Below are 12,395 nucleotides of genomic sequence, written 5' to 3' on the forward strand. Positions count from 1 at the left end.
GGACCATGCCCAACAGCCCCTCGATCACCGTGCATTACGCCCAGGGCATCCTCCAGGCCGCTACGCGCCTGGGCCTGCAACTGCCCGCCGACCTGCGCGAGCTGGGCCGCCAGGCGCGCATCCCGCTGGCGCGCCAGGACGAGCTGTGGGACGGCCTGTGCGCCGCCAGCGCCGAGCCGCTGCTGGGCCTGCGCCTGGGCAGCGCCCTGCAGGTCGGCCACCTGGACATGGTCGGCGCCCTGCTGATGAGCTGCGAGACCTTCGGCGAAGCCCTGGAAGCGCTGCTGGAGTACTACCCGATCATCGCCGAGGGCAGCGAGTTCGCCCTACGCCGCGAGGCCGGTGGCGTGGCCCTGGTCTATCGCCCCAGCTACCGCGTGCGCCGCGAGGCGCGGGTGGAAGCGGTGCTGGCCAGCCTGGTGCGGCTGAGCGCCTGGATCACCGGCGAGCGCGTGCGCCCGCGGGCCGTGCGCATCGGCCACGCCGCCCGTGGCGAAGCGGGCAGTTACCGCGAACTGCTGGGCCTGTTGCCCGACTTCAGCGCCGGCGAGGATGGCCTGCTGTTCGCCGAGGACGACCTGCAGGTGCCGCTGATCCAGGCCAACGCCCTGATGCGCGAACACCTGCGCCAGCTCGCCGGCGCCCAGTTGCAGCGCCTGGGCGCGCAGAGCCTGGCGGCGCAGGTGCAGGGCCTGCTGCGCGAGCACCCGCAGTGGGGCAAGGAGCGCATCGCCGAACGCCTGGGCCTCAGCGGCCGGCACCTGAACCGGCGCCTGGCCGAGGAGGGCAGCAGCTTCAAGCTGTTGCGCGAGCGGGTGCTGCACGCCATGGCCGAGCAACTGCTGCAAGGCCCCGCGCGGCTGGCGGAAGTGGCCGAGCGTCTGGGCTTCTCCGACGAAAGCGCCTTCGCCAAGGCCTTCCGCCGCTGGAGCGGCATGACCCCCGGGCAGTTCCGCCAGGGCGCGGACTGACTCAGGCGTGGGCCGCCATTGCGCGCAGGCGCTCGCCAGCCACCACGATCTTGCGCTGGCGGTGGCGGCCCTGGCCGGGGTTGAAGGTCTGCAGTTCGATGCGCTTGCGGAAGCAGTCCACCTCGTCTTCCTGCAGGGGGCGGCCCTCGGCGGTCAGCAGGTCGCGGCGGATGCGTTCGATGAAGTTGTTCAGACGCGTCGGGTCGCGCCATTCGCTGGCCGGGATCGCCCAGGTGGTCAGCAGGCGCCGGTTTTCGTGGTCACGCAGCCTCAGCAGCAGGCCGCCGTCCGGGCGCTGCTGGAGGTCGACGCGGTAGTCGCTGAACTGTTCGCCGAGGAGTTGCGGGGCTTGGCTACGGTCGTTGTGCATGACGCTCTCCCTTGGTATCCGTGAAGCCGATGGGAGAGCCGTTGCAGCATACGTTCCAGCTTCGCTTGAAAATTTTCTCTTTTTAAATCAGCTGGTTATTCGATAGCGATAGAGACGCGCCCGTGCATTTCGCACGATTGCACGAAGCCTGCACGGCAGAATGCAAGCTCAGTGCTGCTCGTCGATCACGCCTTCCTGGTGGGCAGCGGACAGGTGCGGCTCCTGGCCGCTGTCGACCGGGTCCAGCTCCACCAGCTCCTCCAGTTCGTCGGCTTCCCTGGTCACCACCGGGTCGGGGTGCGGGGTATCCACGGGGCTTTTCATAGGGGCACTCCTGCAAGGGGCATCGCGGCCCTTACCTTTGCTCGGACCGAACGCAGGCGGGCGCGTGCGATCCATTTCATGCGCACAGTGTCGCGCGAAAACCCGCCCGCGCAAGGCGAGGCGAGGAACGGCAGGCAAGGCAAAGGGGCGGCTGCTAGAAGCCGCTGACTCGTCGGTGCCCCGGCTCGTCCAGGTGCATGCCGAAGGCCAGCTGGAAGAACTCGGCGAGCTGTTCGTCGAGCACCTCGCCGTCCAGCGAGTCCAGTTGCGCGCCCAGGCGGCGCATGCGCTGGCCATGGGTGGCGTACTGCTCGTGGACCAGGCCCTGGAGTTCGGTATCGGCGACGATGCGGTAGAAGCTCGGCTGCTGGCTGCCGCCCAGGCGGGCGAACAGGCACAGTTGCAGGTGGTCGTCCTCGTCCACGAGCAGTTCGACCTGGCAATCCAGGCCGCGGTCGCGGGCGAAGCGGCTGGCTTCCTCGAAGGCGGGCAGGGCCTTCTGCAGGACGTGGGTCTCGAAGGTGAAGAGGAAATCTTCCTCCGCGGGCCCCGAGGCCCTGGGTGCAGAGTCGTACATGCCGGCGGCTCCTGTGCGGGGGATAAGGAAACACGCAAACGGACCACGTAATCCCGGCGCCACACCTCGACCGCGCCGGACGACAACGCCCATGACACTTGCCTGGCGCCAATCTGTCAATGAGTTCCCCGGCATATGCGCGGCGCTGCAAATAGCCAGGAGTTCGAAGCAGGCCCGCTCAAGGCGCCGGCGCGCCGGCCAGGGCGGGGAAATCCTCCGGGGTGAGGGTTTCGCGCTCCAGCAGCAGTTGCGCGCCGGCCTCCAGGTCGCTGCGGCGTTGCTCCAGCAGGGCCCGGGCGCGGCGGAAGGCTTCGTCGATCAGCTCGCGCACGCACAGGTCCACCTCGCGGGCGGTCTGCTCCGAGTAGTCCTTCTCGCGCAGCCCCGCCAGGTGGCCGTTGTCGCCTGCCAGATAGGGCGCGTTCTGCCGCTCCAGCACGGCCTGGCCGAGCTGCTCGCTCATGCCGAAGCGCGTCACCAACTGGCGGGCGATGTCGGTGGCCTTGGCCAGGTCGTCGGCGGCGCCGGTGGAAATCTCGTCGAACACCAGGGCCTCGGCGGCGCGCCCGGCCAGCAGCACCACCATGCGGTCCTTGAGTTCCTGGCGGCCGATCAGGAAGCGGTCCTCGGTGGGCCGCTGCAGGGTGAAGCCGAGGGCGCCGATGGCGTGGGGGACGATGGAGACCTTGTGTACCGGGTCCATGCGCGGCAGCGAGGCCGCGGCCAGGGCGTGGCCCATCTCGTGGTAGGCCACCACCTTGCGCTCCTGCGGCAGCAGCAGCCGGCTGCGCCGCTCGGCGCCGGCGACGATGCGCTCCACCGCGGCGGTGAAGTCGGCCATGCCCACCGCCTCGGCGCCGCGCCGGGTGGCGCCGATGGCGGCTTCGTTGACCAGGTTGGCCAGGTCCGCGCCGGTGAAGCCGGTGGTGATGGCGGCGATCTGCCCGCAATCGAGGTCGGCGGCGGCGCTGACGCGTTTCAGGTGCACCCGCAGGATGGCCTCGCGGCCCCGGCGGTCCGGGCGGTCGATAAGAATCTGGCGGTCGAAGCGGCCGGCGCGCAGCAGGGCCGGGTCGAGCACTTCCGGGCGGTTGGTGGCGGCCAGCAGCACCACGCCTTCGCGCGGGTCGAAGCCGTCCAGCTCGGCGAGCAATTGGTTGAGCGTCTGCTCCTTCTCGTCGTTGCCGCCGAAGGCGCCCAGCCCGCGCATCTTGCCCAGGGCGTCCAGCTCGTCGATGAAAATGATGCAGGGCGCGGCCTTGCGCGCCTGCTCGAAGAGGTCGCGCACCCGCGCGGCGCCGACGCCGACGAACAGCTCGACGAACTCCGAGCCGGAGATGGAGAAGAACGGCACCCCGGCCTGGCCGGCCACGGCCTTGGCCACCAGCGTCTTGCCGGTGCCGGGCGGGCCCACCAGCAGGATGCCTTTGGGAATCCGCGCGCCCAGGCGGCTGTAGGTGGGGCGGTCCTTGAGGAAGGACACCACTTCCTGCAGCTCGGCCTTGGCCTCGTCGATGCCGGCCACGTCGTCGAAGGTCACCCCGGTGTCGCGCTCGACGAACACCCGCGCCTTCGACTTGCCGACGCTGACCATGCCGCCGAAGCCCTGTTTCTCGGCCAGACCGCGGAAGAAGAACACCCACAGGCCGAAGAACAGCAGCACCGGCAGCAGCCAGCCCAGCAGCTTGGCCAGGCCGCTCTGGGTGACGCCGGAGAAGTCGACCTGGGCTTTCTCCAGCTCCGCCGCCAGCTGCGGCTCGACGCGGTTGGTGGTGAAGCGCGTGCGGCCCTGGATCGGCTCCTTGAGGGTGCCGCTGATGCGCTCCTGGTCGACGCGCAGGTCGCTGACCTTGCCGGCGTCCAGCAGGCGCTGGAACTCGCTGTAGGAAATCGGCGCCTCGGCCGAGTACTCGCCCAGCCAGTTCTGCACCAGCAGCATGGCCACGAAGGCCACGACGAAATAGCCGAGGTTCCATTGATGGTGCTTTTCCATGGCCATGCTCGCTCCCGTGCCGGCAGGGGGATGGATGCACGCCGGGCTCCGGCGTTGGCGCCATTGAGGCACGAACCGCGGCGCGGGAACTTGGCCGGGATCAAACAAAGGCGGAGCGGCGCACCCGAAGGATAGCCGCCTCCGGGGTCATTGGCCGGTGAGCTCGGCGAGCAGCTCGTCGCGCAACCGGTGCAGGCGTGGCGCGTTGCGTTCGCGCGGGTGCGGCAGCTCGACGCGAACCTCATGGCGGATGCGCCCGGGGCGGGCGTCCATGACGATCACCCGGTCGCCCAGGTAGAGCGCTTCCTCGACGTCGTGGGTGACCATGATCACGCTGCTGCGCTGTTGCAGCCAGATGCGTTGCAGCTCGCGTTGCAGGTTCACCCGGGTGAGGGCGTCGAGGGCGCCGAAGGGTTCGTCGAGCAACAGCAGCTTGGGCCGGGTGATCAGCGCCCGGGCGATGGCCGCGCGCTGCGCCATGCCGCCGGAAAGCTGGTGCGGATAGGCCTGCTCGAAGCCCTGCAGGCCGACCAGGGCCAGGTGCTCGGCGACGCGCTCGGCCTTCTCCCGCTTGCCCAGGCGCTGGTTCTTCAGGGCCAGGGCGACATTCTGCTCGACGGTCTTCCAGGGGAACAGGCGGTGGTCCTGGAACACCAGGCCACGGTCCAGGCTGGTGCCGCGCACGGTCTCGCCGTCCAGGCGTATCAGCCCTTCGTAGTCCTGCTCCAGGCCGACGATCAGGCGCAGCAGCGAGGACTTGCCGCAGCCGCTGGCGCCGACGATGCAGACGAACTCGCCGGGCAGCACCTGCAGGTCGATGCCACTGAGCACCTGCAGCAGCTTGCCATCGATCCGGTAGTGCTTGTTCAGCCCACGGATCTCCAGGGCGCCGGGCTGGCCGAGGGCGTAGGCGGGGGAGGGATTGAGCAGTGCGGTCATGCGGTCACCTATCGATGGAGGGCGCGCCAGCGCAGCAGGTGGCGGGCGAGGCGGGAAAACAGCTGGTTCATGGCGTAGCCGAGCAGGCCGATGCAGAGCACGCCGATCACGATGATCTCCATACGCGAGCCGGTCTCGGCGTTCATCATCAGGTTGCCCAGGCCCATGCCGGTGGAAAGGAACAGTTCGCTGCCCACCGAGCTGACCCAGGCGAAGGCCAGGGCGTGCAGCACGCCGTTGCACAGGCTGGGCAGGGCGCCGGGTAGCAGCACCTGGGTGAACTGCTGCAGGGGCGACAGCGCGTATAGCCGGCCGACTTCGCGGTAGCGCTTCTCGACGTGGCTGAAGCCTTCATGGGCATTGAGCGCCATGGGGTAGAAGGCGGCCAGGGAGACGATCAGCACCTTGGTCGCCTCGCCGCTACCGAACCACAGCGCCAGCAACGGGATCAGGCCGAGGATGGGCACCTGGCGCAGGCCGTGGAACAGCGGCGCGAGCAGGCGCCCAGCGCTGCGCGAAAGGGCCATGGCGGCGCCCAGGACGAAGCCTGCCGCCACTCCGAACAGCAGGCCCAGGCAGGTGCGCTGCAGGCTGGCCGCCACGCTCAGCCACAGTTCGCCGCTGGCCAGCAGTTCCGCCAGGCCTTCGCCGATGCGCCGCAGCGGCACGAAGGCGTAGGCGTGGCTGGCGTCCTGGCGCGAGGCGGCTTCCCAGGCGGCGATCAGCAGCAGCGGCAGGACCAGCCCACGGCCGCGGCGCAACAGTGAAACGAGGCTCTTCATAGCGGTTTCCAGCGCAGCACGCGCCGCTCCAGCAGGCGGAAGCCATAGTCCAGGACGAAGCCGATGACGCCGGTCACCAGCACGCCGACCATCACCACGTCGATGCGCAGCATCTGCCGGCTCATCTCGATCATCTGCCCCAGGCCGCTGTCGGCGGCCAGCAGCTCGGCCGCCACCAGCACCATCCAGGCGCGGCTCAGGCCGATGCGCAGGCCGGTGAGGATCGGCGGCGCGGCGGCCGGGAAGGCCACCTCGGCGAGCAGCGTCGGCAGCGGCAGGCGGTAGACCTGGGCGACCTCGAAGTAGCTGCGCGGGATGCCGCGCACGCCCTCGCAGGTGGCCAGGGCCACGGGGAAGAAGGTGGCCTTGGTGACGATGAGGATCTTGAAGGTCTCCTCGACGCCGAAGAACAGGATGAACATCGGGATCAGGGCGATGGAGGGCACCTGGCGCAGGGTGTGGAACAGCGGCCCGCAGTAGGCCTCGACGCTGGGCGACAGGGCCATGGCGGTGCCGAACGCCAGGCCGCCGCCGGCGCCGATCAGGAAGCCCAGGGCCAGGCGCGACAGGCTGCTGTCCAGGTGTTCGCGCAGCTCGCCGCTGCTGGCCAGCTCGACGAAGGCCTGCCAGACCTCGCGCGGCGGCACCAGCAACTGGCTGGGGAAGCGCCCGCTGTCGGCCAGCAGTACCCACGCGGCCAGCAGCGCCAGGGGCGAGACCAGCACGGTCAGGTGGTGCAGGGGGATTCTACGCATCGCTTCAGCCCTCCACGGCTATCGCTGTGGCGCCGCGCCGCAGGTGGCGCAGCCAGCAGCACAGGGCGGCCAGCAGCACCAGCGGGATCCAGGCCAGGAACAGGTTGGCCAGGCCGATCCAGTGGCTGATGGCGCCACCGAGCAAGGCGCCGGAGCAGCTACCGAGCATGCCGGCGAGATTGAACAGGCCGGAGAGCTTGCTCTTGTCCAGGGCCGACTCGCCCAGCTGCGCCATGTTCACCAGGTGCACCAGCGCCGTGGCCAGGCTCAGCAGCACGGCGCCCAGGGCCAGCCAGGCATAGCCCTGGCCACGGCCGAGCAGCAGCAGGCCGGCCACTCCCAGGGCCAGGCCGGCGAGGCGGGCCGGGCGCCGCCCGCCGCGCTCCACCAGGCGGCCCAGGCCGAACAGGCCGAGCACCGCGGCCAGGCCCTGGATCATCACCAGGCTCACCGCGCGCTCCTGGCTGAGCTGGGCCACCTCCATGGCCAGGACGATGATGAAGGTGCCGAACAGCGCCCCGGTGGCGCCGGACAGCAGCTCCACCAGGCAGCTCTCGGCGACCTCCGGGTGGCCGAGCAGGGTCCGCGCCTGGGCCAGGATGCCGCCGTCCAGTTCGGCGGCCGCCTCGGCCGGACCTTCGCCTTCCCAGAAGCCGAGGCTGTACAGCGCCATCAGGCCGAAGCACAGGCCGATCACCACGAAGCCTAGGGTGAAGCTGCCGCCGCTGAGCCAGTTGCCCAGCAGCGGGCCGAGCAGGCCCATGCCGAGGGTCAGGGCGCCGCGGTACCAGCCGGCCTTGTCGTTGCCGATGTTCCGCAGCTGGCGGAGGAAGGCGCTGTTCATGGCGACGATGCGGAAGGGGATGCACAGGCCGATCAGCAGGCGCGCCGCGGCCAGCCACAGCCAGGTGCCGAACAGCGGGATGGCCAGGTTCAGCAGCAGTGGCCCGAGGCTGGCCAGGAAGTACACCCGGCGCGCGCCGTAGCGGGCGATGACGAAGCCCGCCGGCAGTGTCAGCAGGACCATGCCCAGCGACTCCATGGCCGAGATCACCCCTAGTTGCATGGGGCTTGCGCCTATGTGCAGGGCGTAAAGGGTGGTGACGATCTTCGCCATGCCGATGGTGGCGCCGCTGAAGGCGGCCAGCAGCATGAAGCCGGCGAGGAAGGCCGGCGGCCTAGATGGCGACATTGACCTTCTCCAGCAATTGCTCAAGCGGCCCCGGCTCGATCCATTGGCGCACGTCGAAGCGGCGCGGGATGAAGTCCCAGCGCTCGAGGAAGTCGGTGAGGTCCTGCAGGGCCCCGACGGAGCGCTCGGCCAGGTTGGTCTGCAGGCGCAGGTGGGCGTCCTCGCCGTAGGCGGCGGCCACCCAGTACTCACTGGTGTTCAGCTCGCGGGCGAGGAAGCGGCGGGTCTCCTCGGGGTGGGCCCAGGCCCATTGCTCGGCGCGCAGCACGGTTTCGAGGATCAGCACGGCGGCGTCGAAGTGTTCGTCCAGCAGGTGCTGGTCGACGGTCAGGGTGCGTGGCGTGCCGATGTTGGCGCGGATCAGCGGATCGGGGTGCGAGCCGACGTCCACCACCACGCGCAGGCCGAACTCATCGGCCAGATGCAGGCCATGGGCGCCCTTGAGGAAGATGGCGTCGATGTCGCCGCGCAGCAGGCCGATCAGCTCGTTGTTGCGCCGCCGCACGCGGTTGCCGCCGAGGCTGACCTGGGCACCGTGCACATGGCGCACTGGGTCGTCGCTGTAGGTGCCGCCGTAGGGGTAGTCCACCAGTTCGATGTCGGCGACCTGCAGGCCTTCCAGCCTGAGGGCGTTCTCCAGGCCGCGGATGGCCTGGGCGCGGGTGAAGTCGATCTGCACGTTGGCCCACTTGGGCACGCCGAAGCGGCGGTTGCGCAGGTCGCGGATATCGCGTACCGGGCTGTCGGCGGTGGTGACGATCAATTGCACCTCGTCGCTCCAGGACAGGCCCAGCACGCGGGTGTCGCGGCCGCTGGCGCAGGCCCAGATGGCCGGGATGTTGCCGCCATGGCGCACCGAGTTGCGCAGGTGATGGTCGAAGTGCGCCTCGCGCACCTCGCGGTCGGAGGACTCGCGCAGGGCCTGGATGCGCGTGCCCCAGGGGCGGAAGGCCTGGGCCAGGCGGCCGGATTCGACGGCGATGCCGAGCCCCGTGGGTACCGGACTGTGGGTGTACCAGAGGGTATCGAGAGGAGTGTTCATCAGGGAGCCTTTCCTGGTGGGCGGTCGGCCCCGGCTGCGACCGGGGCCGGGCGGCGCTCAGCCGGCGCGCTTGGCGACGGCGCTGCGCAGGGCTTCCAGCGGGCGCGGGTCGATCCAGTCGCGCACGGCGAAGCCCTGGGGGATGAAGTTCCAGCGCCGGAGGAAGTCGGTGAAGTCCTGCAGGGCGGCGATGGAGCGCTCGTCGAGGTTGGTGCGCAGGCGCTGGTGGGCGTCCTCGCCGTAGGCCTGGGCCACCCAGTACTCGCTGCTGTTGGCCTCGCGGGCGAGGTAGCGGCGGGTATCCTCGGGGTGGGCCTGGGCCCAATCCTCGGCGCGCAGCACCGAGCCGAGGATGCCCACGGCGGTGTCGAAGTGCGTGTCGAGCAGGTGCTGGTCCACGCTCAGGGTGCGTGGTGTGCCGTTGTTCGAGCGGATCAGCGGCTCCGGGTGGGAGCCGGTGTCGATCACCGTGTGCAGGCCGAACTGCTGGGCCAGTTGCACGGCGTGGGCGCCCTTGAGGAAGATGGCGTCCACCTCGCCGCGCAGCAGGCCGGTGAGCTCCGGGTTCTGCCCGCCGCGGCGGCGCCCGCCGAAGGCGCCGAGGCCCGCGATGCTGTGCGGCGTCTCGTCGCTGAAGGTGCCGCCCTGGCGGAAGTCCACCAGTTCCACGTCCTGCACTTCCAGGCCTTCCAGCCTGAGCGCGTTCTCCAGGCCGCGGATGGCCTGGGCGCGGGTGAAGTCGATCTGCGCACCGGCCCAGTCGGGCAGGCCGAAGCGCCGGCCCTTGAGGTCCTTGACGTTGCGGATGCCGCTGTCGGGCAGGCTGAGGATCAGTTGCACCTCGTCGGCCCACGACAGGCCGATCACCCGCGTCTCGCGGCCGCTGGCGCGGGCCCAGATGGCCGGGATGCTGCCGCCGTGGCGTACCGAGTTCTGCAGGCTGTGGTCGAAGTGCGATTCGCGCACGGCCTGGTTGTCCGACTCTCGCAGCGACTGGATGCGCGTCCCCTGGTCGCCCAGGGCCTGTTCCAGCCAGCCTTTCTGTACCGCGATGCCGAGGCCGGTGGGTACCGGGCAGCGGGTGTACCAGAGGGTGTCGAGCGGTTGACTCATGATGCGGTTCCTTGCGGGGTCAGGCGCTGGCCTTCAGCGCGGTGGGTTGGTCGGCGCGGGCGTCGGCTCGTTGGTGGACCAGCGGAAGCACTTCCTGGCCGATGCGCAGGGCCTCTTCCAGGTGTGGGTTGCCGGCCAGGATGAAGGTGGAGAAGCCGGCGTCGCGGTACTCGGCCAGGCGCTCGGCGACGTTCTGGTGGCTGCCCACCAGGCCGATGGTCGGCCCAGGCTTGGCCTTGCCGAAGCCGGCCCAGAGGTTCGGGCCGAGGATCAGCTCGTCGAAGCGCTCGACGTTCTGGTGGTAGGCGCTCTGGCGCGCCGCGCCCACCGAGTCGGAGCCGCTGGCGAAGTGCCTGATGGCGGCGCTGGTGCGGGCGTCGATGCGTTCGTATTGCTTGCGCAGTTCGCTCCAGGCGGCCTCTTCGGTCTCGCGGGCGAACAGGTCGATGCGCAGGCCAAAGCGCACCTGCCGGTCCTGCTTGTCGGCCAGCTCGCGGACGCGCTCGATGTGCGGCTTGAGCTTGTCGACCGGCTCGGCCCAGTTCAGGTACACGTCGGCGTGTCGGGCGGCCACGTCCAGGGCGGCGTCGGAGAAGCCGGAGAAGTAGATGCCCGGCTTGCGTTCGTGCTTCAGGCCCGGGGGCAGCGAGCCGTTCTCCAGTTGGTAGATTTCGCCCTGGTAGCTGAACTGTTCGTGGCTCCACAGGCCGTCGATGATGTCGAGGAACTCGCCGGTGCGCTGGTAGCGCTTGTCGTGCTCCAGGAAGTCGCCATTGGCGCGCTGGCTGGCCGGGTTGCCGCCGGTGATGATGTTCCACTCCAGGCGGCCGCGGCTGAGGTTCTGCAGGATGGCGGCCTGCTGCGCGGCATAGGCCGGCAACGTCCAGGTGGCCTGGAAGGCGACCAGGAACTTGATCCGGCGGGTTTCCCGGGCCAGGGCCGCGGCGGCGATCCAGGGCTCCGGCCCGGTGGGCAGCAGCGCCCCCTCGAAGCCGGCGATCTCGGCGGCCTTGGCCACCTGGGCGATGTAGTCGATGTAGGTGAAGCCGTCCGGCTCGCCGTTGGGCAGGCGCCCGGGGGCGATGTTGCCCGGACGGTGGACGGGGGCGCCACGGTTGTTCTTGTCGGTGGCGAGGTAGGGGCCGTCGCTCCCCAGGGGGAGGCGCCAGAAGAATTCGGTGCTCATGCTTGTGCTCCAGTGGCTGCGTGGAAGGTGGCCTCAGCGCCATGCGCTCGGGGTTGCCGGTACTGGAGCAAGGCCTGTGCCGAAAGCCTGGAGGCCCTGTGGCGCAAGGGCTACAGCGATATCCTGGGTGTCCTGGCGGCTGCGATTGCTGATCCAGCAACACTCCGCCAGCAATCGTTGCTGAGGCCGCAGCAGGTTGCCCCGCGCCGGCCGCCTTCGTTTCGTATGGCTTGCGCAACCTATTGATTCGTAATGGGTATCCTGGCTGGCACAAGTCCTGCTGGAGCGCTTGCAGCCCGACTTTCCGAGGCTCGATGCTCACCACAGAGGAATTGCACCATGACCAACCGACTCACCCCGGCGCTGCTCGCCCAGCTGGACCAGGCCCGGCGCGATTTCGCCAAGGCCTTCCGGGTGCTCCGCGACACCCGCACCCTGACCGCGACCAACACCTACCAGACCTATATCCGCGTGCCCGACAGCGACCTGGTGATCGCTCTGCACGCCCCCAGCCCCTGGGCCGACGACCAGGGCATCCGCGCCGTGGTCGCCAGCTACGCCGGCGAGGTGGTGCTGGACGAAACCGCCGAGGGCGCCTCGCCGCTGAGCGGGCGCAAGGCCGGCGGCAACGGCCAGCGCTACGCCGGCATCTTCCAGAAGCGCGCGGAGGTGAACGTGGTGATCCACGTACACACCCCCTACCTGGGCGGCTGGGCCAGTGCCCACCGGGTGCTGCCGATCCGCTACGCGGCGTCCCAGCGCGTGACCCTGGCCCGCGAGCTGCCGATCTACATCGACCGCCGCCAGCCCGAGCACGCCTTCATCGTCGAGCGCATCGAACAGAATCCGCACACCCCGGCGATCCTCGAGGCCAACGGCGGCGCGACCTTCTGGGGCGCGGACCTGCTGCAGGTGTCGAAGCTGATCCTGCTGATCGAGGAGGGCGCCTACTTCCAGGGCCTGGCCGAGCAGTTCGGCGGCTCCAAGGAGTTCGGCCCCGGGGTGCTGGAACAGCAATGGAAGATGACCGGGCTGTGGGCGGAGGGGCAGAAGTTGCTGGAAGCAGTGGCCTGAGCTTAGGCCCGTTCGGCAAGAAGCCCTCGAACGAGGGCTTTCTTGTACTTGTACGTCTGGACGCGATACGCGGCTTG

General features: G+C 69.7%; 13 protein-coding genes. 2 read left to right on the top strand and 11 right to left on the bottom strand.

Annotated features, from left to right (window positions below):
• Positions 1–5: 5 nt before the first annotated feature.
• Positions 6–971 (top strand): AraC family transcriptional regulator, encoded by a 966-nt coding sequence (locus QSJ95_RS02930; RefSeq protein WP_285639919.1) that lies wholly within the window; start codon positions 6–8, stop codon positions 969–971.
• A 1-nt stretch (position 972) separates the two neighbouring features.
• On the opposite strand, the gene QSJ95_RS02935 is transcribed toward QSJ95_RS02930, so the two are convergent.
• From QSJ95_RS02935 to QSJ95_RS02985, 11 genes are all read right to left on the bottom strand, one after another.
• A complete protein-coding gene (locus QSJ95_RS02935) occupies positions 973–1,341 on the bottom strand; it encodes a DUF3509 domain-containing protein (protein WP_285639921.1) in 369 nt (122 codons plus the stop codon).
• 168 nt (positions 1,342–1,509) lie between these two features.
• Positions 1,510–1,665 carry a hypothetical protein gene (locus tag QSJ95_RS02940; protein WP_009621884.1) on the bottom strand — a complete coding sequence of 52 codons (156 nt, stop codon included), beginning with the start codon at positions 1,663–1,665 and terminating at the stop codon, positions 1,510–1,512.
• Positions 1,666–1,819: 154 nt separating this feature from the next.
• On the bottom strand, positions 1,820–2,242 hold the full coding sequence (locus tag QSJ95_RS02945) for a hypothetical protein (protein ID WP_009621885.1): 423 nt from the start codon (positions 2,240–2,242) through the stop codon (positions 1,820–1,822).
• Positions 2,243–2,420: 178 nt separating this feature from the next.
• Positions 2,421–4,235, bottom strand: coding sequence for an ATP-dependent zinc metalloprotease FtsH (ftsH, locus tag QSJ95_RS02950; protein WP_285639927.1), 1,815 nt, complete (start codon positions 4,233–4,235; stop codon positions 2,421–2,423).
• Between the two features lie 147 nt (positions 4,236–4,382).
• Entirely contained in the window at positions 4,383–5,174 is a 792-nt protein-coding gene (locus QSJ95_RS02955; RefSeq protein ID WP_285639929.1) for an ABC transporter ATP-binding protein, read from the bottom strand.
• Between the two features lie 8 nt (positions 5,175–5,182).
• Positions 5,183–5,956, bottom strand: coding sequence for an ABC transporter permease (locus QSJ95_RS02960; RefSeq protein WP_285639931.1), 774 nt, complete (start codon positions 5,954–5,956; stop codon positions 5,183–5,185).
• Positions 5,953–6,711, bottom strand: coding sequence for an ABC transporter permease (locus QSJ95_RS02965; protein ID WP_285639933.1), 759 nt, complete (start codon positions 6,709–6,711; stop codon positions 5,953–5,955). Before QSJ95_RS02965 ends, QSJ95_RS02960 begins: the two co-directional genes overlap by 4 nt.
• A gap of 4 nt (positions 6,712–6,715) precedes the next feature.
• On the bottom strand, positions 6,716–7,903 hold the full coding sequence (locus QSJ95_RS02970; protein ID WP_285639934.1) for an MFS transporter: 1,188 nt from the start codon (positions 7,901–7,903) through the stop codon (positions 6,716–6,718).
• Positions 7,890–8,945, bottom strand: coding sequence for an ABC transporter substrate-binding protein (locus tag QSJ95_RS02975; RefSeq protein WP_285639936.1), 1,056 nt, complete (start codon positions 8,943–8,945; stop codon positions 7,890–7,892). Before QSJ95_RS02975 ends, QSJ95_RS02970 begins: the two co-directional genes overlap by 14 nt.
• 57 nt (positions 8,946–9,002) lie before the next feature.
• The gene (locus tag QSJ95_RS02980; protein ID WP_285639937.1) at positions 9,003–10,058 is read right to left on the bottom strand and encodes an ABC transporter substrate-binding protein; all 1,056 of its coding nucleotides are present in this window, start codon (positions 10,056–10,058) and stop codon (positions 9,003–9,005) included.
• 19 nt (positions 10,059–10,077) lie between these two features.
• Positions 10,078–11,244: an LLM class flavin-dependent oxidoreductase gene (locus QSJ95_RS02985; RefSeq protein ID WP_285639939.1), complete on the bottom strand. Its 1,167-nt coding sequence runs from the start codon at positions 11,242–11,244 to the stop codon at positions 10,078–10,080.
• A gap of 339 nt (positions 11,245–11,583) precedes the next feature.
• Here QSJ95_RS02985 and QSJ95_RS02990 point away from each other — a divergent pair, with 339 nt between their 5' ends.
• Complete coding sequence (locus QSJ95_RS02990; protein WP_285639942.1) at positions 11,584–12,318, top strand: class II aldolase/adducin family protein; 735 nt, start codon at positions 11,584–11,586, stop codon at positions 12,316–12,318.
• Positions 12,319–12,395: the final 77 nt, after the last annotated feature.

It is taken from the genome of Pseudomonas sp. NBRC 100443, from assembly GCF_030268185.1.
GTDB classification, from domain to species: domain Bacteria; phylum Pseudomonadota; class Gammaproteobacteria; order Pseudomonadales; family Pseudomonadaceae; genus Pseudomonas; species Pseudomonas citronellolis.